The organism is Dictyoglomus turgidum DSM 6724 (assembly GCF_000021645.1).
In the GTDB taxonomy this organism is placed as follows: Bacteria; Dictyoglomota; Dictyoglomia; order Dictyoglomales; family Dictyoglomaceae; genus Dictyoglomus; species Dictyoglomus turgidum.
Genome location: NC_011661.1, coordinates 74,313 through 100,219, shown reverse-complemented (window position 1 = coordinate 100,219; position 25,907 = coordinate 74,313). Strand labels below are relative to the sequence as shown.

Below are 25,907 nucleotides of genomic sequence, written 5' to 3'. Positions count from 1 at the left end.
GGGAAAAGTGGAGGAGCAAGACTCCTTACTGAGTACTTAGGGTTTAGAGAGTAGTAGGGGTGTTGGAGAAACCTGGTACTCCTACGAAATCTGAAAAATCCTGAGGCTGAAAGGTGAGAGGGTACAGGGGAGTTTCCAAGTAGGATCTGTTGAGCCTGTGGCACTTTATTTTCAAATCAAAACTCTTTTGGCTCCTCTCTTTTCCTAGAAAAAATTTTTAAATCCTTTTTAACTCTTTTAAAACTCCTGCCAATAGGTATAAAATATATGAAGAATTTTAGAAGGGAGGGACTTTTTTTGAAAGGCTTCAAACTTTTTCTTTTAATTCTATTCCTAGTTTTTTTTACATCGGGGTGTGTGAAAGAATCATCTCAGGGAGGTGTTATTACGCCAACAGGTGAATTTACAGTAAATATTACTGTGAATCCTGATCAGGATAGAACTCCCATAAGTCCCTATATTTATGGGGCAAACCAAGATGTGGAAGGGGTAAAACATACTGCAAGAAGAATTGGAGGAAATAGACTTACAGGATACAATTGGGAAACCAATATGTCTAATGCAGGATCTGACTGGGATCATTCCAGTGATTACTATTTACCTTGGGTTATGGGAATACCTCAAGATCAGTATAATGTTCCTGCAATTGTGCTTACAAAATTTCATGATCAGTCTCTCAGTATGGGTGCTATTAGTTTGGTAACCCTCCAAATGGCAGGCTATGTGGCAAAAGATGCTAATGGGGCTGTTTCAGAAGATGAAACTGCTCCATCTTCAAGATGGGCTGAAGTAAAATTTAGAAAGGGAGTAGGTTTTTCTTTAAATCCTGATACCTCTGATAATTATGTTTATATTGATGAACTTTTGAATTATCTAATTAGCAAATATGGGAAAGCTGATACTTCTACAGGAATAAAAGGATATCTTCTTGATAATGAGCCGGATCTTTGGTCAAGTACTCATCCAAGAATACATCCCAATAAAGTAACTTGTAATGAACTTATATCAAAATCTATTGAACTTGCAAAGGTTATAAAAGAGATGGATCCTAGTGCTTTAGTCTTTGGATATGAATCCTATGGATTTATGGGATACTATTCTCTTCAAGATGCTCCTGATTGGAATAGTGTAAAAGGAAGTCATGAGTGGTTTATAAGCTATTACCTACAAAGGATGAAAGAAGCATCAGACTCTTATGGTAAGAGGCTTCTTGATGTGCTTTCTCTTCATTGGTATCCTGAGGCAAAATCTTCTACAGGTGTAAGAATTTGCTTTGATGGGGAAAATAGTATTGATAAGGATACGAGTATTGCAAGAATGCAAGCTCCAAGAACTCTTTGGGATCTAACTTATAAAACAACTACAAAGGGTCAGATCACTGCTGGAGAGAACAGCTGGATAAATCAATGGTTTCCTGAGTTTTTACCTATAATTCCTAAATTAAAGCAGGCTATTGATACTTATTATCCTGGCACAAAGCTTGCCATAACAGAATATGATTATGGTGGTAGAAATCATATATCGGGTGGAATTGCTCAAGTAGATGTGCTTGGCATATTTGGGAAGTATGGAGTTTATCTTGCTACCAGGTGGGGTGAGACAGGAAGTTATATTTCTTCTGCTTATAATGTTTATTTAAATTATGATGGAAAAGGATCTAAATATGGAGATATATCTGTTAAAGCAGAGACTTCTGATGTGGAGAATATGCCTGTATATGCTTCTATTCATAGTGATAATCAAGGAAAATTACATGTAATATTAATTAACAGGAATTGGGACAAGGAGGGTATTGCCAGAATAAAGATTGAAGGGAATAATACTTATACCTCTTGTATAATCTATGGATTTGATTACCAATCTCCTGAGATAAGAAAGATGGGAGAATTAAACAATATTCAAAATAACTATTTTGAGTTAAAAGTACCACCCCAAACAGTTTATCATATAGTATTTTAAAAATAAGGAGGGGGATTTTTCTCCCCTCCTTAGGGGCTGATTAAAAATGAGACTTGATAAATTTCTTGTGAATCAAGGATTTGGTAGTAGAAAAGAGGTACAAAAACTTATTAAGGCAGGGATAGTTTATGTTAATAATTTCCCTGTTGAGGATCCTTCTTTTCATATAAACCCTGAGAAGGATGTTGTAGAGATAGAAGGGCAGGAGATTGAATACAAAGAAAATTATTACTTTATGCTCAACAAACCTAAAGGTTATATTACAGCAACTTACGATGAAAATTATCCTACGGTGATGGATCTTTTTGCTTCGGAGCCTATAGTGAGTAAACTCTTTCCTGTGGGAAGATTGGATGTTGATACCGAGGGGCTTCTTATAATTACCTCTGATGGTGTTTTGGCTCATAGGCTTTCTCATCCTAAATGGAATGTGGAAAAGGAATATTTTGTGATTGTGGAAGGAGATATCTCGGACATAGACTTTTCAAAGTACGAAAAAGAAGGAATGTACTTAAAAAAAGAAAAATACAAGACTAAGCCTTTTAAAGTAAAAGTCTTAAAAACTTCCTTTGAAGAATCAGAACTTCTTATTACTATAACCGAGGGTAAATATCACATAGTAAAAAAGATAATGTATGCAGTGGGTCATGAGGTTAAATACTTAAAAAGGGTAAGGATTGGACCATTGATTCTTGACGAAGACTTAGAGGTAGGAGAATATAGGGAACTTACAAAGGAGGAAATTTCTCTTCTCAAAAGCTATGTGAAGATGGGGTAGGACTTATAGATTTTTGTTGACCATGATTGATACATACTTTATAATGATTTTATGAATAATTTTAAGTTTATCGTAGAAGTAGAGAATCTAAAAAAGTACTATGGAAATGTTAAAGCGGTAGATGGGGTTAGTTTTAAAATAAAGCAAGGATCTATTTTTACATTGTTAGGACCCAATGGAGCTGGTAAAACTACGACCCTTGAGATTATTGAGGGATTAAGAACTCCCGATAGTGGAAAAATAACTATATTTGGAAGGCAAGTAGAAAAAATAGGAAGAGAAGAGAAAGAACTTATAGGTGTATCTTTACAAGAAACAAATCTTATAGGCAACCTCACAGTAAAAGAAACATTTTCTATGTTTAGAAGTTTCTACAAAAAGGGATTAAGGGTAGATGATGTCCTTGATTTTGTAAGCTTAAAAGATAAAGCAAAAAGTTATGTGGATAAGCTTTCTGGAGGGCAGAGGCAAAGGCTTGCTATAGGTCTTGCTCTTATTAATGATCCTCTTCTTCTTTTTCTTGATGAACCTACCACTGGGCTCGATCCACAGGCGAGGAGAAGTATTTGGGATCTGCTTTTACAACTTAAAAAACAAGGAAAGACTATAGTTTTGACTACTCATTATATGGAAGAGGCAGAATTTCTCTCCGATTGGGTTTGTATTATGGATCACGGAAAGATTATAAGGGAGGGGACTCCCGAGGATTTGATAAAGAGTATTGGTGGGGAAAGTGTGATTGAAGTAGATGTGGAGGAAGATGGAGAATTTTTAAGGGAATTAGAAAATATGGGACTAAATTATACCTTTAATGCAAAGCATAGACGACTTATCTTAAAAACCAATAATGTTCTTGAGACTATAGATATTCTTCTTAGAGCTGCTAAAAAGAGGGGAATCAACATAAGAAATGAGATTATTAGACAGCCTAATTTGGAAGATGTATTTTTAACTCTTACAGGAAAGCAACTTAGAGAAGAATGATGATCTTCAAGAATTCTATCTACTTTTTTAAATCTGCCTTAAGAGAAAGAGCTTATGTCTTTTGGTGTGTAGTATTTCCAGTTATTCTCATGGTTATTCTTATTACTATTTTTTCTTCCATGTATAAAGTAGAAAAGGTTAATTTTGAGGTTTATTTAATAAAATCAGAATCTGGTGAGTTTTCCAATATAATTTTTCAAGTATTTGAAGATTTAAGCAAAGGAGAGAATAAAGTGTTTAATTTGAAGGTTTTTAAAGATGATTCTCTTAAAGATAAACTTATAGAGGATCTTAAAAGGGGAAGAACTAAACTTATTGTAGAGATACCAGAAGGCTTTGATAGTCTTGTGATTTCTAATATTAGTATGAAGATGTTAGGCTTAGGAGAGAATTCTGCCCCTCTTAAAGTGTATATTTTAAAACATAATGTTTCATCTCAGGCTGCAAGTATGGTTGTGAGAAATATTGTGGATAGATTGAACTTAGAGTTTGCTAAGAGGATGTCAAAAATAAAAGAATACGAAGTAAAAACTGAGATTGTAGGAAGTAAAACAGGGTTTTCTTATGTGGACTTCATATATCCTGGTATTGTTATTCTTGCCATATTTTTTACAGGACTTTTTGGGATTGGACAGGAGCTTACCTGGTATAGAGAAGGGAAGATATTAAAAAGATTTCGTATTACCCCTATTTCTTCTTTAAATTTCTTTTTCTCTTATTTTCTTTCTCGACTTTATCTTTTTATCCTTCAAGCCTTAATTGTTACTTTTGTAGGAAAAGTTTTATATAAAAGTAGTGTGAACTTCTTATCTTTTTATTTCTTTTTATATGTTTTTCTTGCTATGTTATCCCTTTCATCAATGGGATTCTTTATATCTGCTTTTTCTAAAAATACCAATTCTGCAGGAGTGATAGGACAGATTCTCAATTTCCCCTTGCAATTTCTTGGAGGGATATACTTCCCTGTAAGTGATGTTCCTTGGTTTATAAAATGGATTGTGGTTATTAATCCTATTACTTATCTTGCTGCAGGTATAAGGGATACTCTTGGTATTACGCCATCACCTTATCCTATATATTTAACTATTGTAGTTCCATTGATATATACTGCTTTATTTTTGTTCATCTCTATAAGAAAATACAAGAGAGTGGAATTAACATGAAGCCATTTATAAGTGTAACCCTGTATAGGATTAAAAGTTTTTATAGAGACACTTTCACCTTTCTTTTTTCCCTTATTCTTCCTATTGTGTTTGTTCTCATATTTGGGTTTGTCTTTGGTGAAAGGGAGATGGGTTCTAATGGTTATGGGGTTAAGATTGGAGTAATAAGAAGTGATGTTGAAATTGTTAAAGTTCTTGGAGAGATGGAGAATGTTAAAATTTTTGAGTTTGAAAATGAAGCTGATTTAAGGAATCATATTTTAAAGGGAAATATTGATGGTGGGGTAACTTTTGATGGAGAAAAGTTTAATTTTATTATCAATTTCTCAACTTTTCAGCAAAATCCTTTTTTAAGAACCTTTGGAGAAAGTTTTTCCAAGGCTTATTCCTTGCATGAGGTTGGCATGGATAAAGGATTTATAAAAATGGAAGAGGAATTTATTGATCCAGGAAAGGCTCAAGTTTCTAGCTTGGGTTATATCATTCCTGGAGTTTTAAGTTTTTCTATTTCATCAGCCATATTTACCATGATTGCCCTTTTTGGATATTATAGAAAAAGAAAGGTTATTAAAAGGTTTGCGGTAACTCCCATAAATCCTATAATTTTTATATCAGGAATGGTTTTGGGAAATTTTGTTGTAGGAATTTTTTCCTGTCTGTTAGTTCTTTTAATAGTCCAGCTTATTTTTCATATAAACTTTTCTATAAATTGGGGTTTTTTTCTTCTTTCTGTTTCTTCTTCAATTTTAGGTATGATGGCTTTAGGGATAGTTTTAACTGCTTTATTTAGGGAGCCTCAAACCGCAAATAATGCAGGAAATCTTTTAGTAAATATCATGTTGTTTTTCTCTGGAGTGTATTTCCCTTTAGATTTTCTTCCAAGTTATTTAAAGGTTTTTGCTAAATTTCTACCTCTATACTATGTGGGAAGAGCTTTGAGAATTTCCTTAGGGATAGAGGAAGGTAGATCAAGTTTTGTTTTAACTTTCTCTTTTGTAATGATTTCTACATTTCTCATACTAGTATTTATTTCTGGAAGAAATATTTTTAACTTAGAAGAAAGGTAATTTTATCTAAATAGTCTTCTGGCAAGGAGACTTTTCTCTAATCTTATAGCTTTTTGAGGGCATAATTCATGGCAGCAAAAACAAGATATACATTTTTTATAATCTATAATCATCTTATTTGGATCGTAAGTTATAGCTTTATTAGGACAACTATTCTCACATATTCTGCATTTTATACATTTTTCATCTTCAATAACGGGATATTGTCTAATAAATTTATTATATAGAAAAGAGGTGATACTTCCCATAAAGGCTGGAACATTTTTGGAAAGGGAATAGAAGTTTTTTACTTTTACTACATCGTGGTTATAGATCTTAGCTTTTTCTTCTCCTATAACTTCAATTTTTTCGATATTTATCTCTCCAAGACCTTTTTTATATGCAATGAGATTTGTGTAAATCTCTTCTGGTTTATATCCAAGAAGAAGGCTTGAAACTACGTCTACTGCAACAGGATCTTTTCCCGTAATAATCTTTCCAAATTTTCTTGGAGTTCCTGCAGAGGGTCCTTCTCCTTCCATTCCTACGATAGCATCTACAATATTTATCACGGGATTTACTTCGCTAAATATCTCCACCAAAATTTTGGCAAAATTTTCTGGATTTATGGCAATGGCATGCATACGAGATTTATTCATTCCTGGTACAAGTCCAAAAGTATTCTTAATGGTACAGGTCATAAGCATGAAGGTGTGGGTCTTGAGTTTTGGCACATTAATTATATAATCTACCTCTTTTATAAATTTAGTTAATGGAATATTTCCTGCAACCTCGCTTTTAATATTAACCACTCCATAGGTATATAGATTTACAAGATTTACTTTTTGTCTTTCTGCCACTTCTTTCATACCTGTTACCCTATAAAGGTGATCCAAATTTGTAGAGGTATTTCCAGGGGTATCTCCTATAAATATTTCTCTTGCTTCTTTCTCTTTTAATATCTCAATAATGGCCTCAATTACTGTAGGGTGAGTAGTAATTGCCTTATCAGGAGAAGAGGCCATGAGAAGATTGGGCTTAATAAAAACTCTTTTTCCTTTAAAATTAGGAAGATCAAAATATTCTAATGCCCTTTTTATCTTGTCTTTTAAGGATTCCTTTTCATATTCTGCATTATATACAATTACTTTTGAAGACATAAGTCCTCCCTCTAAACTGATTTTAAGAAATTTAGGAAACTCTGAGAGATTCTTCTTTGTTTCTTACCATATCTCAGAGAGCTTTTCCACAAGCTCTTTTATTGTTTATTTCTTTACTCAATTTCTGCTATGGCTTTAAAATATAGGTTAGGGAGTATGCCTAATACTGCAAGATTAATATCTTGCCAAATATATCCTTTCCACTTTGTATTTTTCATGTAGGATTTTGACCACTTCCTTAGCAAGCTTTAAGGCTTTTTATCTTTCTCTTTTACTCAAACTCTCTATGTATTGTCTTTTTTCTTCTTCAGAAAGTTCTCTTACCATTCTTCCCATGGGTTTATTATAACCTACGGAGGAATTATTTAAAACTACCATTTTAAAACTTGTATATTGACTTAGAATAGACTCTAAATGGTAAATTAATTTTCATAATATTCTTGGAATTTTTATGGACACTCTTACTACTCTAAGTAATGTTCTTATTCTTGATTATGCATCCCTTTCATCCATAAGTAAATCCTTTGCTTCCACAAGAGTTTGGGCACCTATTGGTTTTTTAGTAATGATGCTAACTACGGGTTTTTATCCCAAATTAACGGAATCTACTTTTATGTTTCCTATAATTTCCTTAGTATTTTTATTGTGTTTTCTAATTCTTTTAGCGATTAAAGAGCTCGAATTTAAAGTGGAAACAAAAATTTTAACTTTTAATGACGTAAAGAGACTTATTTCGGTAAAGGAAGTAAGAGAATTTTTATTATTCATGTTCTTTTATAGTTTTGCTCTTGTGGGGACATCTGGAAATGTTAATTTGTTGATCAAATATTTAGGTGGGACAAATAGTGATATTAGTTGGGCACTTGTGGTTTGTGCTGCACCTGAAATTCCTATGTCCTATTTTTGGGGACATATGGCAGATAAAGTAGGAAGAAAGCCTCTTCTTCTTTTGGCAGGACTTGCTATGCCTATAAGGTCTTTTCTTTATTTTCTTACAGGAAGAGCCTTTGAGGTAATTTTAATTCAATTCTTTACTCATATTTTTACTTTTGTAATCTCTATAAATGTGGCACCTATTTATGTGAACGATTTAGTTTCTCCTAAGGAAAGGGCTACAGGACAGGGAATCTTAAATCTTTCTGTAGCCTTATCTCAAACTTTATCTTCTTTTATTTCGGGGAATGTGGCTAATATGGTAGGGCTCAAAGGGATGTATATTTTCCTTGCTGTTATTGGATTAATTTCTGCTATATGGGGGCTTAAGATATTTAGAAAGAGTAAATAAACTTTCTTAGCAAATTCTTGGTAGAAGGTCTCTTTTTAAGGGATCAAGAATTCTTCTTGTTCCAATTCTGGTTCTTAAATATACTCTTCTTCCTTTACCCTTCACCTCCCCAATTACTTTTGCATCTTTTCCTAAGGGGTGAGCTTTTAAAAAGTTCATAATTTTTTCTTCTTCTTTTTTATCAGCAATTATGACCACCTTTCCTTCATTAGCTGAATACAAGGGATCAATACCAAGGATTTCGCTTGCTGATTTTACCCAAGATTTTATGGGTAGACTTTCTTCGTTTACCTCAATCTCCACATTGTATTTTTGTGCAATCTCATTTAATACTCCAGCAACTCCTCCCCTTGTGGGATCCCTCATAAATTTAATTCCCGATGAAATTTTTAAAAGGGGCAAAGTAAGGGAGTTTAATGGTGCAAGATCGGATTTTACCTCTGCATCAGTTTTTATACCAAGTCTCTGAAGCATAATACAAAGCCCATGTTCTCCTATTCCTCCATTTATTATTACCACATCTTGCTCTTTTATCTCTCTCCCTCTCCAATCCATTCCTTCCTCAATTATCCCAAGACCTGAAGTGTTTATAAAAATCTTATCACCTTTTCCTTTTTCTACTACTTTTGTGTCACCTGTAATGATCTTTACCCCGCACTCCTCACTGGCTAATTTCATGGATTTAAGTATCTCACGGAATTCCCTCAGAGTAAGTCCTTCTTCAATAATGAATCCTACACTTAAATATAGAGGTTTTGCTCCCATAACTGATAAGTCATTTATGGTTCCGTATATGGATAGTTTTCCAATATCTCCGCCATTAAAAAATATGGGAGATATAACAAAGGAGTCTGTAGTGAGGGCAAGTCTTCCCGAAGTTTCAAAGATTGAAGAATCGTAAAGCTCATTTAATAGTTCATTTCCGAAATATTTTAATATTTCTTCTTCTATTAGTTTTCTTGTACTCTCTCCGCCACTTCCATGGGAAAGAAGAATCATATCTTCCATGGTTTATTCTCCTCCATAAAGGTAATAGGCAGAGCAAGTTCCTTCTGAGGATACCATGCAAGGACCTTTAGGGTTTTCTGGTGTACATGCCTTTCCAAAGAGAGGACAATCAGTGGGCTTTAAAACACCTCTCAAAACCTCCCCACATCTGCAAAAATTATTCTTTTCTGGCTTTTTTTCTATTTTTAATGGGTAAATTTTTCTCACATCAAATTCTTCAAATTCTTCTTTCAATAAGAGACCGCTATTTTCTATGACTCCAAGACCACGCCAATTGGCAGGTCCCTTTTTAAATATTTTGTACATGGTTTCAAGGGCATATTTATTTCCTTCTTCTTTAACACTTTTTTCATAGGTATTTAAGAGCTTTGGCTCTCCTTCTTCAATAATCTTTATAAGATGATATATTCCACGTATGATTTCCTCTGGTTTAAATCCCATGATTACAAAGGGTATTCTATATGCTTCAAATACCTCTTTCCATCCTGTCCTTCCTATTATGGTGGATACATGTCCAGGACCAATAATTCCATCAAGCTTTATCTCTCCCATATCCAATATGGCTTTCATGGCGGGAGGAGTAAGTTTATGAAGGGATAGAAAATATAAATTTTTAATATTTTCTTCTTTTGCTTTTATAAGGGTATAGGCTAAATGAGGAGCAGTAGTTTCAAAGCCTATTCCCACAAGAAGATATTTTTTATTGGGATTTTCTTTGGCAATATTTAATGCTTCTAAGGGAGAGTATATTACCTTTATTTCTTTTCCCTTTGCCCTTAAGTGATTTAAACTTCCCAAGCTTCCTGGTACATTAACCAAATCTCCAAAGGTAATAATACCCAAATTGTATTCTTCAGAAAGAGCAATAATATAGTCAATATCTTCTTCTGCAGTGACACACACGGGGCATCCTGGACCTGAAAGGAGATGAACATTTTCAGGAAGAATTTGCCTTATACCATAACGGAATATCTCATGGGTATGGGTGCCACAAAATTCCATTATATTTATTTCTTTTTTAGAAATGGATTTTATCTTTTGTAGGAGTTCTTTTATTTCCATTTATCTTTCAAGCTCTCCTAAAGCTGATATTATCTCTTCTGCCTCTTCATTAGAAAGAATGCTTATGGAAAATCCTGCATGAACCAATACATAATCTCCTACTTTAACTTCTGGAGTGAAAATAGTGCTTATTTCCAAAGTAGATCCTCCCATATCAGCTATTGCTATGTTTCCCTCTTTTACTTCTACAATCCTTAATGGAACTCCAAGACACATATTTTACCTCCCAGCTAGTTTTTAATTTAAGCTTTCATTTAGATTATTTTATCATAAAAATTTGTCTGCATTAGCTTTCTTTATTCTCCTCATGCTTAAACCCCCTTAAAATTATCTTATTAAGAAAGTAATCTTTTTACCAAGTGATCTAAGAAACCACTAAGGTTTTTCAATCTTATGGCTACTTTAATTTCGGCTCCATTTTCGTCGGTATCTTTTTTCCTGCAATCTTTAATAACTTCGCCACAAGTTTGGCACGATATAAAGTATCTCCGTTTACGGTAGTGATCAATTTTGGATCAAGTTCTGGAGAGTTTAGTAGCATTGCTAAAGCCCAAGTGTCATCCATATCTGTGCCTATGTCAGTGTCAAGTATTACTGGAATTTTGTTCATGTCTAACTGGCTATAAAACAAGCAACTTTATGTTCTGAAGAAACTTCCTTTAATGTTGGTTCTTCAGATTTACAAATTGGCTGAGCATAGGGACATCTGGGATGGAAAGCACAACCTGGAGGTAGAGATATAAGAGATGGAGGACTTCCTTGTATTCCTTCTCTTGGTTCCTTGTCTCCTATATGGGGTAAGGATTGTATCAGATATTTGGTATAAGGATGAAGTGGGTTTTTAAATATCTCTTTTGTAGAAGCACTTTCTACAATTTTTCCTGCATACATTATTGCCATTTTTGTGGTTATTTGAGCATGTATCCCCATGTCGTGAGTTACTATTATGATGGTGTTCTGGAGCGTATTTTGAATTCTTTTTAAAAGTTGAATTACTGCTCTTTGAGCAACTACATCTAAGGCAGTTGTAGGCTCATCTGCAAGTATAATTTGGGGATGTAAAAGAGTAGAGAGTGCAATAACAACTCTTTGTCTCATTCCTCCAGAAAGCTGATGCGGATAAGCTTCTAATGTTTCAGGAGAAAGGCCAAGTTCTCTTAAGTGCTCTATTGATAATTCTAAATAATCTTTTTTATCTTTTTCTTTAACATGACTTTCTAGAAATTCAAGAAAGGTATCCTTCACTTTTTTAACGGGATTAAGAACATGCATAGATCCTTGAGGAATGTAGGATATAAATTTCCATCTGAATTTTTTAAGTTCCTCCTTAGGGCTTCTTAAGACATCTATGAAATTATTATCAAAATTATAATAAAGGGATCCATCTATATGTTTTAGTGGTGGATCTAAGGTGGCGAGTAAGACTTTCAATAAAGTAGATTTTCCACAACCAGATTCGCCTGCAATTCCATATATTTCATTTTCGGGAATTTCTAAATTTATGCCATTTACTGCTTTTATAACCCTTTCTTCTCCCAAATATTTTAAAATATAAAAAGCCTTTAGATTTTCTGTTTTTAATATTATACTCATCCAAAATCCTCCTACCTTAAGCAGATATAGTTGTTTTATTTTCGCTATATAGATGACATCTTACTAAAACATCATCTATCATAATTTCTTTTGGTTTTTCTTTCTTACAAATGTCTCTGACAAAACTACATCTTCCCGCGAATTTACAGCCTTCCTTTAAATATTCTGTATATTCAATATCTGCAATTGTTACATTTTCTCTCCATTTCTTCTCCGGGTCTGCCTTAGGAATTGATTCTAATAGAAGTTGAGTATAGGGGTGTTTAGGGTACAATAACACTTTATTTACGGGTCCCATTTCAACAATATTTCCACGGAACATAATTGCGATACGATCACCAACATAATAAGCGGTGGCAAGATCGTGGGTTATATATAATACACTTAATCCGATTTGATTTTTTAATTTTGAAAATAAATTAATAATGGACATTCTTAAAGAGGCATCTACCATGGATACGGGCTCGTCTGCTATAAGAATAGAGGGATTAGTTAAAAGAGATCGGGCTATTGATGCCCTTTGGAGTTGTCCACCAGAAAGCTCATTGGGATAACGGTTATGAATATCATCAAAGGATAATCCTACAGCATTAAGTTTTTCCTCAATTATTTTTATTGCTTCATTTTTATTTGTGGCTAGTTTAAAGTTGTATATAGTTTCAAAGAATATGTCCTCAATAGTAATAAGGGGATTAAAACTTTCAAATGGATTCTGGAATACTCCTTGTACCTTTTTCATAAATTCTATTCTATCGATATTTTTTGTTGATTTACCCTCATAAAGTATTTCTCCATAATTGGGTTCCTCAAAGCCCAGTATTATCTTTGATAAAGTTGTCTTTCCACAACCACTCTCCCCAGCTAAGGTAAATATTTCTGCAGGTTTAATATAAAAAGACACATTATCAACTGCAGTAATTCTTATTCTTGAAAACAAGCTTCCCACCGAATATATTTTAGATATGTTTTTTACCTCTAAAATTTTTTCCATCTTAATAATTCCTCCTAATTAAGCTCCTACCCTTTGAAATCTAGCTCTCGGATCTAAGTATTCGCTCAAGCTCACCGAAAGCCAGTAAAGAGCAATGAATAATAAGATGGCGGTAACTATTGGGGTAGCAAGCCACCACCAAAGTCCCATAAACAAAGCTTGTCTATATATAGCTGTTTGGAGCATAGTTCCAATAGTTGGGATAGTAGGATCAATTCCAAGACCAAGATATGCTAAGGTAATTTCCATTCCTATAGCCCAAGACATATTGTTAATGAAGGTTGTAAATATTATGGGAAGAACATGAGGTAATAACTGTTTTCTTACAATCCTCATAGTAGGCATGCCTGAAAGTACTGCTACTTTTATAAAATCCCTTTCTCTTAAACTTAATATTTGAGATCTTATAACTCTTGCATCCCATGCCCATGAAAAAAAAGCAAGAAGAAGTCCTAAGTTGAAAAAGTTATTAGTCCAGTCTTTTAGAATCATAGATATTATTATTAGGATGATCAGGAAAGGAAGCACCATTGTAGTGTCCCCTACAGTGATTAGAATTCTGTCGGTTTTTCCTCCTTTGTATCCTGCAAAAATTCCCACAATTACAGCTATGATTCTTGAAAAAAAGGCAGTAACAATTGCTATTGTAAGGGAATTTTTAACTGCAAAGGTTAGTTGCCAGAAAACATCCTGACCAAGCCAATTTGTTCCTAAGATATGATTCTTAGATGGGGGCAATCCTGAAGGTACTTGATAAGTTCTTTGAGGATTATAGGGGGAGAAAAAGGAAAGTATTGCTAAGATTATTAAAAAAAGAAAGATAATAAAGGATATGGTGAATCGATAATCCTTAAGAAGGTCATAGAATAATCCAATTAATTTTCTCACCTTTACCAAGCCTCCATTTAATTAAGTCTTATCTGTAACGTACTCTCGGATCAAACAAAGGATATATCAAATCAAGAAACAAAATAGAAGTAGTTACCGCTATTACCGAAATACACATAATGCCCATAATCAAGTTATAATCTGCTCTCATTATGGAGTCATATAGGATCCATCCAATGCCAGGATATGCGAATACCATTTCTGTTATTAAAGTCCCACTGAAGATTGTACCAAATTGTAATCCAAGCTGTGTTACCATAGGTAGCATGGCATTTCTTATGACATGATTTGATACGATTTTACTATCGCTTATACCTGCGATTTTGGCATATATTACATGATCCTCGTTTTTGGCGACTTGAGTTATTAACTTCATACTCTGAAACTGCCAGCAGAAGCCGACAACAATTAATGTTAATGCGGGTAAAATAGCATGCTTTAAAATATTTAGAATAGTTGAAAGATTAAAAGCTAAAGTTGTACCTATGCCTATACCACCGCTTAAAGGAAATATGGGGAAGATATAAGCAAAAAGTATTAAGAATATGAGAGATGTAATATAATATGGAATTGGTCTTATAATCATTATAATAAAGTCAAATACTTCCATCCATTTCTTTCTATAATATCCTACTATTCCTCCTATTATGACGGCTAATATCCACGCGATAATAGTGGTGAATGACAAAAGTCCTACGGTCCATGGCAGTGCCATGCCTATTACTTTATTTACAGGGGTTGGAAAACGAGATAAGGATGGTCCAAAATCAAATTTGAATAATCTTCCCCAGAAGGATAAATATTGTTCCCACAAAGTTCCTTCAAGGCCATAAAGTTGTCTGAGAGTTTTCATTATTTGTTCTTGTTGTTCAGGAGAAACATATACACCAAAGGTCTGATACCTAACTAATTCTTGCTTAATTGGATCCACTGGAAGTAAGCGGGGAAATAAGAAAATAGCGGTTAAACCTAAGAAAGTGACTATTACATATTGAATCAGTCTTGGTATTAAATATCTTTTAATAAAAGACATGTCTTAACTACCTCTCTTTCTATATGGCGGGCATGGAATACATCCATGCCCGCATTTTTTATAATTTACTTTTTACCAGTGGGTTTTATTTGATGCAAGATATATTTTAACTGTGGCCATGTGGTGAAATTGTCGCAACGTGCATAATCATTCTTAGGGCTTGGCCAGTTGGTCCAATAATATTCATCAAACACTATAGCTATTGGACAGTTAATTATTGGAATTGATATCATTTCTTCAATTTCTACTTTCAAACCTTCTAAGCCAAGTTTTTTGATTTTTGGAAAGTCAGTCCAACGAGTTCTTTCTAATTCAGCAATTATTTTATCCATGCGAGGATCACTCCATCTTCCAGCCCAACCGAGGGTTGGTTCTCCTACAGGTCTGACATATTTACTATTCATAGCATTAAAGCACAAGTATAAATCAGGATGCAATCCCCAAGGCTCTCCTGCAAATCCGCCATGCCCTGTATTGAGTACTTCAAATTGTCCATTTAAGGCCAATGTAGCTGCTGCAGTTGTCACATTGAAGACCACATCTATACCAAACTTTTTCCACTGCTCAGCTACACCAAGAATGAAGATATTTGCCATGTCTGTTGGATCTGGACCTCTTAATATAGTAATTTTCCAAGGTTTGCCGTCGGGCAAATACCATTTTCCTCCTATCTTCTTAAATCCATTCTTTATTAGTAATTTCTCTGCCACATCAGGTGCATATTTCCACCATCCATAACCTAATGTGAGCCTTACCTCTTCTTCATTATTAGGATCAATATCTACTTTGTAGTTTTTCTTTGCCCATTCTAATAGTCTCCAAGGTGCCTTTGAATCCCAAGGTTTAAATTTTTGTCCACCGCCAATATCTAATGTTAGGTTTTCAAGCCATGGTTTTAAGGGTTTGAAATACCAATCATAGAAGTTTTTACCAACTACGAGAGGAAGTCCTGGTGTCATTGCAGCCATTCCATTATATGTAGATATAATTGTTTCAACCACATCTATGGATAATGCAAGTGCCCATCTTACGTCTTTATTATTGTATGGGGGTACTAAATGGTTAAAGGCTGGCCCTCTGGTAGATATGTCTCTTGGATCAATATAGGGCCATGTATCACGGTAGCTTCTTGTGGTATTACTCATTTTTAACATTGTTAGCATTTGTTCTGCTGTACCTTGTATTGCGTCAAGTTCGTGTCTCAGCATAGCCATGTTTTGTTTCTCTGGTGTACCATGGTTTATAAATAATACATACTCAGGTTTTGGTTCACCAAACAGTTGTCCAGTAACTGTTCTCTTCCAATCCTCTCTCTTTTTCCAAAGCACCCAATATCCTGCTGGGTCATGGGCTACATACACATAGGGTCCTAAACTTACTGGAGGGTTAAAATCGTAAGTAAGTACATCTTTGACTTTGCTAAAAATATGTTTTGGCATAGGTCTTAGGGCGCCCCATCTTTCAAGGAAGAAAGTATGGAATCTACTGTTGGGTCTGTTAAGTTCTACTACCACTGTATATTTGTCTGGAGCATAAACCCTTTTTACATCTTGCATTGCTCCATGATAGTCAAGCCCCTCAGTATCTTTTACTGTTTGAATAGTATAGACTAAATCATCGGCAGTAAATTCAACACCATCACTCCAATATATTCCTTTTCTAAGCTTTATTACTAATTTTGTAAAATCACTGTTATAAATAGGGTCCGCCGCTGCTAATGCGTTGATTATTCCCCCTTTAACAACGTCGGGGTTTATTGTCCAAAGAGGTTCTGTAACAAATTGATGTAATCCACAGTTTTGTGCCCTCCAGCCAGCCCATAAGTTCCAGTTTCCAGGAACAGGAAGGGGGGCAAATAAGAATGGTAGAATTAAGGTTTTATCTCTAGGAATACCAGCAGGAAGACCTTGGGCAAAGCTTCCAGAGGAAACAATTAAGAGAAAGAGAAGAAGGAAAATAAAAAGGAGCTTTTTCATTTAAAGACACCTCCCTTTAGGTCAGGTTTTTATAAAACTTTTTACTAAAATCAATGTTATGATATCATTTTCTTCCTATAAAATCAATTAAAGCAGATTCTTAGTTTTTGATCTTGACTTAATTCTGTGTAAGTGTTAACAACCTTGACAAATTCAATTAGAGATAGTTAAAATTTCTATAAATTTTTTACTTTAAATTTTAAGATGGGGGTTTGTAAAATGTTAAAAATAAATATTGATAGAGATTGGGAATATTTAGAAGAAAATTTGGCTTTTTTAGAACATGTTATTTTAAGAGATGATTGGAAAAAGGTGGATATTCCTCATGATATAGCCATTGAAAAACCAAGAAGGAAGGATAATCCTTCGGGACCTGATGAGGGGTTTACTGCGGGAAGTAATATTTTTTATAAAAGGAATTTGCCTATTGATGAAGAACTTTTAGAAAAGAATTTAATTCTGGAATTTGAAGGAATAATGGGGTATTCAGAAATTTATATAAATGGAATCCTTCTTAAGAAGCATTTTTATGGATATTCAAGTTTCTTGGTAGATATTACAAATTATGTGCATGAGGGAGAAAATACTCTGTTAGTTTATGTGAACAATACCCATAAGCCAAGTTCTAGATGGTATGCAGGAACTGGTATTTATAGGCATGTGTGGTTGAGAGTAGGGGGAGAGGTGTTTATCAAACCTTGGGAGCTTCATGTGGAAAGTGATATCTTAGATGAAAAAAAGGCTTTTTTGAATATAAAAGTGGGAGTTAAGAATAGCAGTGGAAGAAAAGTTAAAGCCAAATTGCAATTTAGAATTTTCTCAAAGGAAGATGAATTGATAAAGGAGAGCGAAGAAAAATTTGAAATAGATGGAAAGGAAGAAAAAGTTATTTTAAAAGGATTAGAGATTGATAACTATATACCCTGGGATATTGAAGATCCTTATCTTTATAGGCTTGAGGCAAAAATATTGATGGATGATAAAGAATCTGATATAGATTCTACTTATTTTGGTATAAGGAAGATTGAGGTTGTACCTAATGTGGGCTTTAAATTAAATGGTAGGGTTATTAAGCTTAAAGGTGGATGTATACATCATGATAACGGGATTTTGGGAAGTGCCAGTTATGATAGGGCTGAAGAAAGAAAGGTTGAGATCTTAAAACAAAATGGTTTTAATGCTGTGAGAACCGCTCATAATCCTTTTTCTCCATCTTTTCTTGATGCCTGTGATAGATTGGGTATGTTGGTTATGGAAGAGTTTTTTGATGTGTGGACTGCTGGTAAAAGGGCTTATGATTATCATCTTTTCTTTGAAAAATACTGGGAAGAAGATGTGGAAAATACTATAAAGAGGGATTTTAATCATCCTTCCATAATTATGTGGTCCATAGGCAATGAGATAACTTGGGGATCAGGAGTAAATTGGGAGAAGGAAAAGGGATATACAAATATTTTTGAATGGAGTGAAAAACTTTCTAAAAAGGTTAAAGAATTGGATCCTACGAGATTTGTAACTTCTGCTTTTTGTGGATTGCCCTTTGAGGCTGTAAAGGTGGAAGATGTGGAAGAAGATAATACTGTAATATTGGGAGTTTGGAAAGGCAATGAGGAAACAAAAAGTAGATGGGGAGAGATAACTGAGAAGTATTTCAAGTATCTTGATGTGGCTGGATATAACTATAAAGTGGACAGATATGAGGATGATGGTAAAGAATATCCCAATCGTATAATTTGTGGAACAGAAACCTTTCCATATACCTTATACGATAATTGGAAAGAGACCTTAAAAAATCCCAATGTAATTGGAGATTTTGTATGGACTGCTATGGATTATCTTGGAGAAGCTGGTATTGGTAGGGCATCTTTGGATGAGAATGAGGCAAAAAACTTTTTGGGAGGCTTTCCTTGGTTAATCTCTAATTGTGGTGATATAGATATTTGTGGTGATAAAAAACCTCAGTCCTATTATAGGGATATAGTTTGGAGCTTGAGAAAAGTTCCTTATATAGCAGTTCTTCCTCCTGAATTGTATGGTAAAAAGATATATTTAAGACTCTGGGGATGGGAACCTGTAGAGAGGAATTACAATTTCAAGGGATGGGAAGGTAAACCTTTAAGGGTTTATGTGTATTCTGACGCTGATGAGGTAGAACTATTTTTGAATGGAAAAAGTATGGGAAGAAAAATTGCTGGAGATAAAGTAAAGTTCAAGACTTTCTATGACATAAATTATGAACCGGGAAGACTTGAGGTTATAGGCTATAAAGATGGGTTAGAAGTGGGGAGGGATATTTTGGAGACTACAGGAGAGCCTATAAAGTTAAAATTAATTCCTGACAGAAATAGGATTTCATCTTGCTATGGAGATTTAAGCTATATAAAAATTGTTGCTGTGGATGAGAAGGGAAGAGAGGTAAAGAATGCAAGAAATAAAATAAGAGTGGAAGTAGAGGGAGTAGGTAAATTGGTAGCTCTTGGAAGTTCCGATCCTCTTTCTCAAGAAAGTTTTGTGACAAATGAAATAAGTTTATATCAGGGAAGAGCTCTTGCCATATTAAAAATTATGGGAATACCTGGAGAGCTAAAGTTGAAAGCTTGGGGAGAGAATTTAAAGGAGGAAGAAATAGTGATAAAGTGTGAATAATTATTATTTATATCCCATAATAGTTTGTCCTAAGGAAACTCCCCCATCATTTGTGGGAACTTTTTGGTGGGTATATACTTCAAATTTGCTTTCTTTTAAGGCAGGAATAGTGGTTTGTAAAAGGAGTCTATTTTGAAAAACTCCTCCTGAAAATCCAACCTTATTTATGTTATATTCTTCTCTAAGTATTTCTGAAAGGGTAATTATTATTTGAGAGATGGTGTTGTGAAATTTTCTTGCAATATCTCTTTTATCTTTTTTGGTTTTTTCTTCTACGATTTTCTCAATCATTGGCAAAATATCAATTTCAAGGATTTCGTTTTCGATAATTTTAAAAGGATAATAACCTTCTTCATAGGATTCCATGGCATGCATTTCTAACTCAATTGCCGCTTGTCCTTCATAGTCAATTTTTTCTCTTATTCCTAAGAGGGCAGATATAAGGTCGAAGATTCTTCCACAAGAGGATGTGTAAAATATATTTTCTTCCCTTTCAAGGAGTATTTTAATTAAATTCTTTTCAAAATCATCCATAGAAATTATTTTATCTGCATCCTTAGGAAAATATTTAAGTATGTATGATAGGGCAATTTTTCTTGGATTTTCTATGGCGCTATCTCCTCCCACAATAGGAAAGTATTTAAAGTGGGCGACCCTTTTTACTCCCTCTATATTTCCTACAAATACTTCGCCTCCCCATATTTTTCCGTCTTCCCCATATCCTGTTCCATCAAAAGTAAAGCAAATTATATCTTTGGTGATTCCTCTATCAAGGAGAAGGGAATAGAAATGGGCTTTGTGGTGTTGAATTGACTTTACCTCCATATATTTTTTAAAACTCTGGGCTAAATCCGTAGAAAGATATTGGGGATGAAGATCATGTACCAATAGTTCTGGCTCGATCTTAAAAAGTCTTATGTACTCTTGTATAGTCTCTTCGTAAACTTCTAAGGTTTCTTTATCCTTGAGATCCCCTATATGAGGACTTATAAATATGTAGTTCTCCTTTCCTAAGGAGAAAGTATTTTTTAGTTCTCCTCCAAGGGCAAGGGTAGGCTTTATTTTTATGGGAATTTTAATAGGGTCTGGGGCATATCCTCTTGCTCTTCTTATAATTTGTATTTCTTTGTTTTCCACAAATACTACGCTATCATCTATACGATGCTTAATATTTCTGTTGTGAAGTACGAATACATCCGCGATATTTTTTAATCTCTCCATAGCTTCCTCATTGTCTTTTGCTATGGGTTCGTCGGATAAATTTCCACTGGTCATAATAATGGGCTTTTTGAAATAATCAAAAATTAAATGATGGTAAGGAGTATAGGGAAGCATAACTCCTAAGTATTTGTTTCCAGGGGCCACAAGAGGAGATATATCTTTTAATTCTCTCGTCCTTAAGAGCACAATAGGAGCTTCTTTGGATTTTAATATTTTTTCTTCCTCTTTACTTACAAAGCAGTATTCTTTTATCATTTCTATGTCTTTCATCATGAGGGCAAAAGGTTTTGAGGGTCTTTTTTTTCTTTCTCTTAATCTTTTCACTATGTCTTCTTTTGTAGCATCACAGGCAAGATGGAATCCTCCCATGCCTTTTATGGCGAGAATTTTTCCTTCTTCAAGATATTTTGCTATTTTTTCAAAGATATCCTTATCTTTATCTCCATGAATCCAAATTTTGGGTCCACAGTCATAGCAGGATATGGGTTGGGCATGAAATCTTCTTGAAGAAGGATTATGATATTCTTTTTTGCACTCTTCACACATTTCAAAGATCTTCATGGTGGTTTTTTCTCTGTCATAAGGAAGATCTTCTATTATGGTATATCGGGGACCACAATTGGTGCAGTTTATAAAAGGATATTTATATCTTCTGTCTTTGGGATCTCTCATTTCCCTTAGACAGTCTTCACATATGGCAATATCAGGAGATATGAAGTTAAAACCTGTATCCTCTTTACTTTCAAGAATTTTAAAATCTTCTAATTCTTCGGAATTTACTTCTTCCTTTTCTATTCTTTCAATCCTTGATAAAGGAGGCGCCTCTTTTATAATTAGTTCCATGAATTTTTCAATATTTTCTTCTTCTCCTTGAATGAGTATCTGTACTGATCCTGTGGAGTTTAGAACCCATCCCTTAAGGTTTAGACTTTTGGCAAGTCTATAGATAAAGGGTCTAAAACCAACTCCTTGAACAATCCCCCAAATTCTTAATTTATAGGTTTTCATATATGGTTTTCAAGAAAACTTTTAAGGAATTCTTCTGCCTTTTTTAAATTTTCTTTTGCCTTTTCTGAAAGCTCTTCTCCAAAGTCAAAATCGTATCCTCTTATGGACAAAAGATAAAATTCTGGAGTTTTTCCGTATAGTACCCTTGTCCAAGATAGAAGTTCTTCGCAGGGAGTGTGATGGGTAAGAGGAGAAAAAGTAATTTCTTCTTTTACTCTTCTAAAGACTATTTCGTTACCTTCTAAGGAGGCATCTATAAAGATTACCATATCATAATCTTTAAAGATTTCAGCCATATCAAAAGTGAGCTCCTGGACCTTAATTTTCTCTACATTGTGTTCTATAAGGTCCAGGAGCTTTATTCCTAATCCATCGTCTCTTCTATATGGATTTCCAAATCCCACAAGTAATATCTTCAATCTCTCTTTATAACATCAATGATGTTTCCGTCTTTGTCGTATAGTTCAACTACAATGGGCATCTTTCCTATAGCATGAGTAGAACAAGAAAGACAAGGATCATAACATCTAATAGCCCCCTCAACCCTATTAAGCATACCTTCTTTAAGATTTTTACCATCCACAAAGGCTTTTGCTACCATCTCTACTGCTTTACTCATAGCCCAATTATTATGTCCTGTGGATACAATCAAATTCACCTTCTCAATGGTTCCCCTTTCATCTACCCAGTAATGGTGGATTAAGGTTCCTCTTGGAGCTTCTACTACTCCTACCCCTTCTTCATTAGTCACCTCTCCCATCTTTAATACATTCTGGCTCATTACCTCAGGATCTTCTAAGATTTCTCTTGCTCTTTCAAGGGCATAGACAGTTTCAATAAGTCTTGCATAATGGTAGTATATGGAACCTTCTACTGGTTTTCCATTATTAATGGATTTAAATTTCTTGAATTCTTCATTGGCAAGAGGTGTGCTAATTTTGTCAGCTATGTTTAATCTTGCTAAAGGACCTACTCTATAAACTCCGTTAGGATATCCTAAGGGTTTATAATATGGGAATTTTAAATAGGTCCAATCTTCAACCCTTTCTCCAATATATCGCAAATAATATTGAGGCTTAAACTCTTTAAGTATATTTCCATCTTTATCCATAAATCTTATTTTTCCATCATAAAGCTCAAGAGAACCATCTTCTTTTACAAGTCCCATATAACCTGTGGGAAAGGAAGCAAATTCGTCGCAGAGTTCTTTATTCTTTTCTATGAAGTCTTCAGCTATTTTTATTCCCTCTTTAATGTATCCAATCATTTCATCAATTCCACTTAAAATTTCGTCTCTTGCAGAGGGAGATAAAGAAGAATTAACTCCTCCTGGAACTGCAAAGGTAGGATGTATTCTTCTTCCTGCTACAAGTTCAATAATTCTTTGTCCAAATTTTCTTAATTTTACTGCTTTTAGTGCAAGTTCTGGATTTTCCTGAATTAATCCTACCACATTTCTGATCTTTGGATCTGCATCCCAACCTAAAATAAGGTCTGGTCCTGCTAATTCAAAAAAGTGCATGGAATGGGACTGAATAATCTGTCCCATGTGAATGAGTTCTCTTAGAAGTTTAGCGGTTCTTGGGATTTCTACGCCTATGATCTCATCGGTGGCCTTTGCAGAGGCTAAGTGGTGACTTATAGGACATATACCGCAGATTCTTTCAGTAATAACAGGCATTTCTGAAAAGTGCCTTCCTTCTGAGAATTTTTCAAATCCTCTAAATTGATCTACATGGAAGAAAGCACTTTCTACTTTTCCGTCATCATTAAGATGAATAGTAACCCTTGCATGTCCTTCTATTCTTGTAACTGGACTTATAGTAATCTTCTTTTCCATATTTATCACCTCTTATTCATACTTAAGAAGTTCGCCTTCTAATTTGGGAATTCTTCCCTCAAGAACTTCCTTTAATACATAATATATGGCATCTGCTGAAGGGGGACATCCTGGAATATAGAGGTCAACTTTTATTACTTCATTTACCGCCTTTGTTTTAGGGAGATGTTTTCCTATCTCCTTTGAAGTTGGTATTTTACCATCTACGGTGCTTTCTGTGGTGATATAACCTCTTTCTAATAATTCTTCTTTTGAGAAGTAGTTTCTCATGGTAGGAATACCACCAAAGACTGCGCAATCTCCAAGGGCTACAATTATTTTGCATCTCTCCCTCATCATTTTTACTTCTTCTTCATGGTGATCTGTTGCTACTGCTCCTTCAATTATTCCAATATCAGTTTCCTCGTCAGGAATCTTTAAGTCCGTTATAGGAGTAGCGTTTATTTCAAGCCCTTTATTTATTAATTCCACTAATCTTTCGTCCATATCAAGAAAGGACATATGGCATCCTGAACACCCTTCACACCATATGGAGGCAACTTTTATCTTTCCCATAGTTTTTCACCTCGTTTTTTTAAGATACTTTTTCAGTTTTTCCTAATACATTGGAAAGGAAAGATTTTAAATCTAATACATCAAAATCTGGTCTTAAGACCTTTTCTTTCTTAAGTATCTTTCCTTCTAAGTTATAGAAGGTTCCTTCTCTCTCAAAGCCATTAGTTGTTCCTACTATAACATCTGCCCTTCTTAAAATTTCATCTTCATAAGGAGTAAAAACTACTACAAAGGAATTTTGTAATGGAAGATCTTTTATACCCTCTAAATTCTTTCCAAAGACAAAGACATTTTCTGCTTTTGCTTTTTCATGCTTAATTCCATATTTTTGAAGTCCAATAGAATTAGTCTCTTTTGGAAGATATAAGAATTTGGCATTGTTCAATGAATTGAGAGTTGATTTTTCTTCCTCATTAATATCTTTATAAATAATTATTACTTCTTTTTGCTTCTTTAATATATCTAATGCTAAATTGAGATCCTTTATATTGAATACATAATCAGCTATCTTAGCAAGGCTATTGAACTCCTTATCAATCACCATTAACTTTGCCTTTTTGCCTATCACATTTCTCTTTACAATGGATCCTACCGCTCCATATTCCCTGTTTAGGTCTGCATTTATGACCACGTAAAATTCTTTGTCATCAAGCTCAGATAGCTTAATATTTGTAGGTATAGGAGACTCATTAGGATAAAGAGAATATACTTTGTCTTTGAAGATTTCTTTTATCATTTCTATCTCTTCATTGAAAAGAGAGCCATCTACATAGGCAATTGCATTATCTAATTTGCTCTTGAAGATGTTTATTAGATTGTCTTCATGAAGTCTTCTATATCCAAATTCATCCTTCAATTTTATGCCCACGACTCTTTCTTTTGCATCATATAAAGAGAGATATCTTCCTGTTTTACAGAGAAGTCCGCGAGATACATCAGAGTTCCAATCTCCATATATTTTAACTATAAAATTAGCTCCTTTTTTCTTGTATATTTCCATTCCACATCCTACAGGGCACATATCGCAATTAGCATATATGATTTCTGACTGAACTTCCCTTCCAAGGTAAGATGATCTTTTGTCAATAATTGCTCCTGTAGGACATACTTGGGCGCATAATCCACAGGAGGTGCAGGATGAATTCCCAAGAGGTACATCCATATCTGCAATGATCATTGTATCTATTCCTCTTTCCATCTCTCCTAATACGAAATGTCCTGCTACTTCAGAGCAAGCTCTTACGCATCTTCTACAGAGTACGCAACGGTTGTGATCCATCATTATAAACTCATGAGAGTTATCTACAGGAAATCTTCTTTCGTACGTAGGAAATTCAAAGTGATCTAAGCCAAATTCGTAGCCTAAATCTTGTAGCTCACACTCTCCTGTAACTTCACAGTACATGCAGTAGTGGTTTCTTTCGCTAAAGAGTAGTTGAAGTACTAACTTTCTTGAGTTTATCACATTAGGAGTATCGGTCTTTATGTCCATATTAGGTTCTACAGGGGTGGTACAGGCGGTTTTTAAAACTCCTCTATCTTCTACTACACAGAGTCTGCAAGATCCTTGAGGCATAAGAGGTTCATAATGGCATAAGACAGGTACATGGATTCCCATATCTTTTAAAACCTGAAGGACTGTTTTACCAGGAGAGACTTCTACTTCATTCCCATTGACCTTAATCTTAATCTTCTCCATAGTCCACCCTCT

At 34.3% G+C, this 25,907-nt stretch carries 22 protein-coding genes; 7 read left to right on the top strand and 15 right to left on the bottom strand.

Translation table 11 applies throughout. The features are described from left to right. Positions 1 to 357: 357 nt before the first annotated feature. Genes DTUR_RS00485 through DTUR_RS00465 form a run of 5 tightly spaced genes read left to right on the top strand, consistent with a single transcriptional unit; the run spans position 358 to position 5,951 of the window. Positions 358 to 1,959 carry a glycoside hydrolase family 44 protein gene (locus DTUR_RS00485; RefSeq protein WP_242603705.1) on the top strand — a complete coding sequence of 534 codons (1,602 nt, stop codon included), beginning with the start codon at positions 358 to 360 and terminating at the stop codon, positions 1,957 to 1,959. Between the two features lie 46 nt (positions 1,960 to 2,005). Next, complete coding sequence (locus DTUR_RS00480) at positions 2,006 to 2,737, top strand: pseudouridine synthase (protein ID WP_012582520.1); 732 nt, start codon at positions 2,006 to 2,008, stop codon at positions 2,735 to 2,737. Between the two features lie 51 nt (positions 2,738 to 2,788). Next, positions 2,789 to 3,721: an ABC transporter ATP-binding protein gene (locus tag DTUR_RS00475; protein ID WP_012582519.1), complete on the top strand. Its 933-nt coding sequence runs from the start codon at positions 2,789 to 2,791 to the stop codon at positions 3,719 to 3,721. Beyond that, on the top strand, positions 3,718 to 4,884 hold the full coding sequence (locus DTUR_RS00470) for an ABC transporter permease (RefSeq protein ID WP_012582518.1): 1,167 nt from the start codon (positions 3,718 to 3,720) through the stop codon (positions 4,882 to 4,884). The genes DTUR_RS00475 and DTUR_RS00470 overlap by 4 nt, the downstream gene beginning before the upstream one ends. Continuing rightward, a complete protein-coding gene (locus tag DTUR_RS00465) occupies positions 4,881 to 5,951 on the top strand; it encodes an ABC transporter permease (protein ID WP_012582517.1) in 1,071 nt (356 codons plus the stop codon). Before DTUR_RS00470 ends, DTUR_RS00465 begins: the two co-directional genes overlap by 4 nt. Positions 5,952 to 5,953: 2 nt before the next feature. Here DTUR_RS00465 and DTUR_RS00460 read toward each other — a convergent pair whose 3' ends face one another. Then, entirely contained in the window at positions 5,954 to 7,090 is a 1,137-nt protein-coding gene (locus tag DTUR_RS00460) for a DUF362 domain-containing protein (protein WP_012582516.1), read from the bottom strand. Positions 7,091 to 7,541: 451 nt separating this feature from the next. Here DTUR_RS00460 and DTUR_RS00455 point away from each other — a divergent pair, with 451 nt between their 5' ends. Next, positions 7,542 to 8,375, top strand: coding sequence for an MFS transporter (locus tag DTUR_RS00455; RefSeq protein WP_012582515.1), 834 nt, complete (start codon positions 7,542 to 7,544; stop codon positions 8,373 to 8,375). A 6-nt stretch (positions 8,376 to 8,381) separates the two neighbouring features. On the opposite strand, the gene hypE is transcribed toward DTUR_RS00455, so the two are convergent. The 9 genes from hypE to DTUR_RS00410 all read right to left on the bottom strand — a co-directional run bounded on the left by hypE (position 8,382) and on the right by DTUR_RS00410 (position 16,926). Further along, a complete protein-coding gene (gene hypE / locus DTUR_RS00450; protein ID WP_012582514.1) occupies positions 8,382 to 9,383 on the bottom strand; it encodes a hydrogenase expression/formation protein HypE in 1,002 nt (333 codons plus the stop codon). A gap of 3 nt (positions 9,384 to 9,386) precedes the next feature. Beyond that, the gene (gene hypD / locus DTUR_RS00445; RefSeq protein ID WP_012582513.1) at positions 9,387 to 10,445 is read right to left on the bottom strand and encodes a hydrogenase formation protein HypD; all 1,059 of its coding nucleotides are present in this window, start codon (positions 10,443 to 10,445) and stop codon (positions 9,387 to 9,389) included. Continuing rightward, positions 10,446 to 10,661 carry a HypC/HybG/HupF family hydrogenase formation chaperone gene (locus tag DTUR_RS00440; RefSeq protein ID WP_012582512.1) on the bottom strand — a complete coding sequence of 72 codons (216 nt, stop codon included), beginning with the start codon at positions 10,659 to 10,661 and terminating at the stop codon, positions 10,446 to 10,448. A gap of 181 nt (positions 10,662 to 10,842) precedes the next feature. Continuing rightward, positions 10,843 to 11,076: a nucleoside hydrolase gene (locus DTUR_RS00435; protein ID WP_207285069.1), complete on the bottom strand. Its 234-nt coding sequence runs from the start codon at positions 11,074 to 11,076 to the stop codon at positions 10,843 to 10,845. Next, the gene (locus DTUR_RS00430; RefSeq protein ID WP_012582510.1) at positions 11,058 to 12,038 is read right to left on the bottom strand and encodes an ABC transporter ATP-binding protein; all 981 of its coding nucleotides are present in this window, start codon (positions 12,036 to 12,038) and stop codon (positions 11,058 to 11,060) included. Before DTUR_RS00430 ends, DTUR_RS00435 begins: the two co-directional genes overlap by 19 nt. A gap of 16 nt (positions 12,039 to 12,054) precedes the next feature. Next, positions 12,055 to 13,029, bottom strand: a complete 975-nt coding sequence (locus DTUR_RS00425; RefSeq protein WP_012582509.1) for an ABC transporter ATP-binding protein — start codon at positions 13,027 to 13,029, stop codon at positions 12,055 to 12,057. Positions 13,030 to 13,047: 18 nt separating this feature from the next. Continuing rightward, positions 13,048 to 13,905, bottom strand: coding sequence for an ABC transporter permease (locus DTUR_RS00420; protein ID WP_165442154.1), 858 nt, complete (start codon positions 13,903 to 13,905; stop codon positions 13,048 to 13,050). Positions 13,906 to 13,945: 40 nt separating this feature from the next. Then, entirely contained in the window at positions 13,946 to 14,950 is a 1,005-nt protein-coding gene (locus DTUR_RS00415; protein ID WP_012582507.1) for an ABC transporter permease, read from the bottom strand. A 65-nt stretch (positions 14,951 to 15,015) separates the two neighbouring features. After that, entirely contained in the window at positions 15,016 to 16,926 is a 1,911-nt protein-coding gene (locus DTUR_RS00410; protein WP_012582506.1) for an ABC transporter substrate-binding protein, read from the bottom strand. Between the two features lie 219 nt (positions 16,927 to 17,145). Between DTUR_RS00410 and DTUR_RS00405 the strand changes: the two genes are divergently transcribed. Then, positions 17,146 to 19,572 carry a glycoside hydrolase family 2 TIM barrel-domain containing protein gene (locus DTUR_RS00405; RefSeq protein ID WP_012582505.1) on the top strand — a complete coding sequence of 809 codons (2,427 nt, stop codon included), beginning with the start codon at positions 17,146 to 17,148 and terminating at the stop codon, positions 19,570 to 19,572. 3 nt (positions 19,573 to 19,575) lie between these two features. Here DTUR_RS00405 and hypF read toward each other — a convergent pair whose 3' ends face one another. From hypF to DTUR_RS00380, 5 genes are read right to left on the bottom strand one after another with little or no spacing between them, the layout of a single operon-like run. Beyond that, the gene (gene hypF, locus DTUR_RS00400; protein WP_012582504.1) at positions 19,576 to 21,801 is read right to left on the bottom strand and encodes a carbamoyltransferase HypF; all 2,226 of its coding nucleotides are present in this window, start codon (positions 21,799 to 21,801) and stop codon (positions 19,576 to 19,578) included. After that, positions 21,798 to 22,220, bottom strand: a complete 423-nt coding sequence (locus DTUR_RS00395; protein ID WP_012582503.1) for a hydrogenase maturation protease — start codon at positions 22,218 to 22,220, stop codon at positions 21,798 to 21,800. Before DTUR_RS00395 ends, hypF begins: the two co-directional genes overlap by 4 nt. Beyond that, positions 22,217 to 23,641, bottom strand: a complete 1,425-nt coding sequence (locus tag DTUR_RS00390; protein WP_012582502.1) for a Ni/Fe hydrogenase subunit alpha — start codon at positions 23,639 to 23,641, stop codon at positions 22,217 to 22,219. Before DTUR_RS00390 ends, DTUR_RS00395 begins: the two co-directional genes overlap by 4 nt. A 12-nt stretch (positions 23,642 to 23,653) precedes the next feature. Next, positions 23,654 to 24,196, bottom strand: coding sequence for an NADH-quinone oxidoreductase subunit B family protein (locus DTUR_RS00385; RefSeq protein WP_012582501.1), 543 nt, complete (start codon positions 24,194 to 24,196; stop codon positions 23,654 to 23,656). Between the two features lie 19 nt (positions 24,197 to 24,215). Further along, entirely contained in the window at positions 24,216 to 25,895 is a 1,680-nt protein-coding gene (locus tag DTUR_RS00380; protein WP_012582500.1) for a 2Fe-2S iron-sulfur cluster-binding protein, read from the bottom strand. Positions 25,896 to 25,907 lie beyond the last annotated feature (12 nt).

Coding starts and splice junctions, on each gene's coding strand:
- DTUR_RS00480 (WP_012582520.1), top strand. CDS start 2,006: ATGAGACTTGATAAATTTCTTGTGAATCAAGGATTTGGTAGTAGAAAA.
- DTUR_RS00475 (WP_012582519.1), top strand. CDS start 2,789: ATGAATAATTTTAAGTTTATCGTAGAAGTAGAGAATCTAAAAAAGTAC.
- DTUR_RS00470 (WP_012582518.1), top strand. CDS start 3,718: ATGATGATCTTCAAGAATTCTATCTACTTTTTTAAATCTGCCTTAAGA.
- DTUR_RS00465 (WP_012582517.1), top strand. CDS start 4,881: ATGAAGCCATTTATAAGTGTAACCCTGTATAGGATTAAAAGTTTTTAT.
- DTUR_RS00460 (WP_012582516.1), bottom strand. CDS start 7,090: ATGTCTTCAAAAGTAATTGTATATAATGCAGAATATGAAAAGGAATCC.
- DTUR_RS00455 (WP_012582515.1), top strand. CDS start 7,542: ATGGACACTCTTACTACTCTAAGTAATGTTCTTATTCTTGATTATGCA.
- hypE (WP_012582514.1), bottom strand. CDS start 9,383: ATGGAAGATATGATTCTTCTTTCCCATGGAAGTGGCGGAGAGAGTACA.
- hypD (WP_012582513.1), bottom strand. CDS start 10,445: ATGGAAATAAAAGAACTCCTACAAAAGATAAAATCCATTTCTAAAAAA.
- DTUR_RS00440 (WP_012582512.1), bottom strand. CDS start 10,661: ATGTGTCTTGGAGTTCCATTAAGGATTGTAGAAGTAAAAGAGGGAAAC.
- DTUR_RS00430 (WP_012582510.1), bottom strand. CDS start 12,038: ATGAGTATAATATTAAAAACAGAAAATCTAAAGGCTTTTTATATTTTA.
- DTUR_RS00425 (WP_012582509.1), bottom strand. CDS start 13,029: ATGGAAAAAATTTTAGAGGTAAAAAACATATCTAAAATATATTCGGTG.
- DTUR_RS00415 (WP_012582507.1), bottom strand. CDS start 14,950: ATGTCTTTTATTAAAAGATATTTAATACCAAGACTGATTCAATATGTA.
- DTUR_RS00410 (WP_012582506.1), bottom strand. CDS start 16,926: ATGAAAAAGCTCCTTTTTATTTTCCTTCTTCTCTTTCTCTTAATTGTT.
- DTUR_RS00405 (WP_012582505.1), top strand. CDS start 17,146: ATGTTAAAAATAAATATTGATAGAGATTGGGAATATTTAGAAGAAAAT.
- hypF (WP_012582504.1), bottom strand. CDS start 21,801: ATGAAAACCTATAAATTAAGAATTTGGGGGATTGTTCAAGGAGTTGGT.
- DTUR_RS00390 (WP_012582502.1), bottom strand. CDS start 23,641: ATGGAAAAGAAGATTACTATAAGTCCAGTTACAAGAATAGAAGGACAT.
- DTUR_RS00385 (WP_012582501.1), bottom strand. CDS start 24,196: ATGGGAAAGATAAAAGTTGCCTCCATATGGTGTGAAGGGTGTTCAGGA.
- DTUR_RS00380 (WP_012582500.1), bottom strand. CDS start 25,895: ATGGAGAAGATTAAGATTAAGGTCAATGGGAATGAAGTAGAAGTCTCT.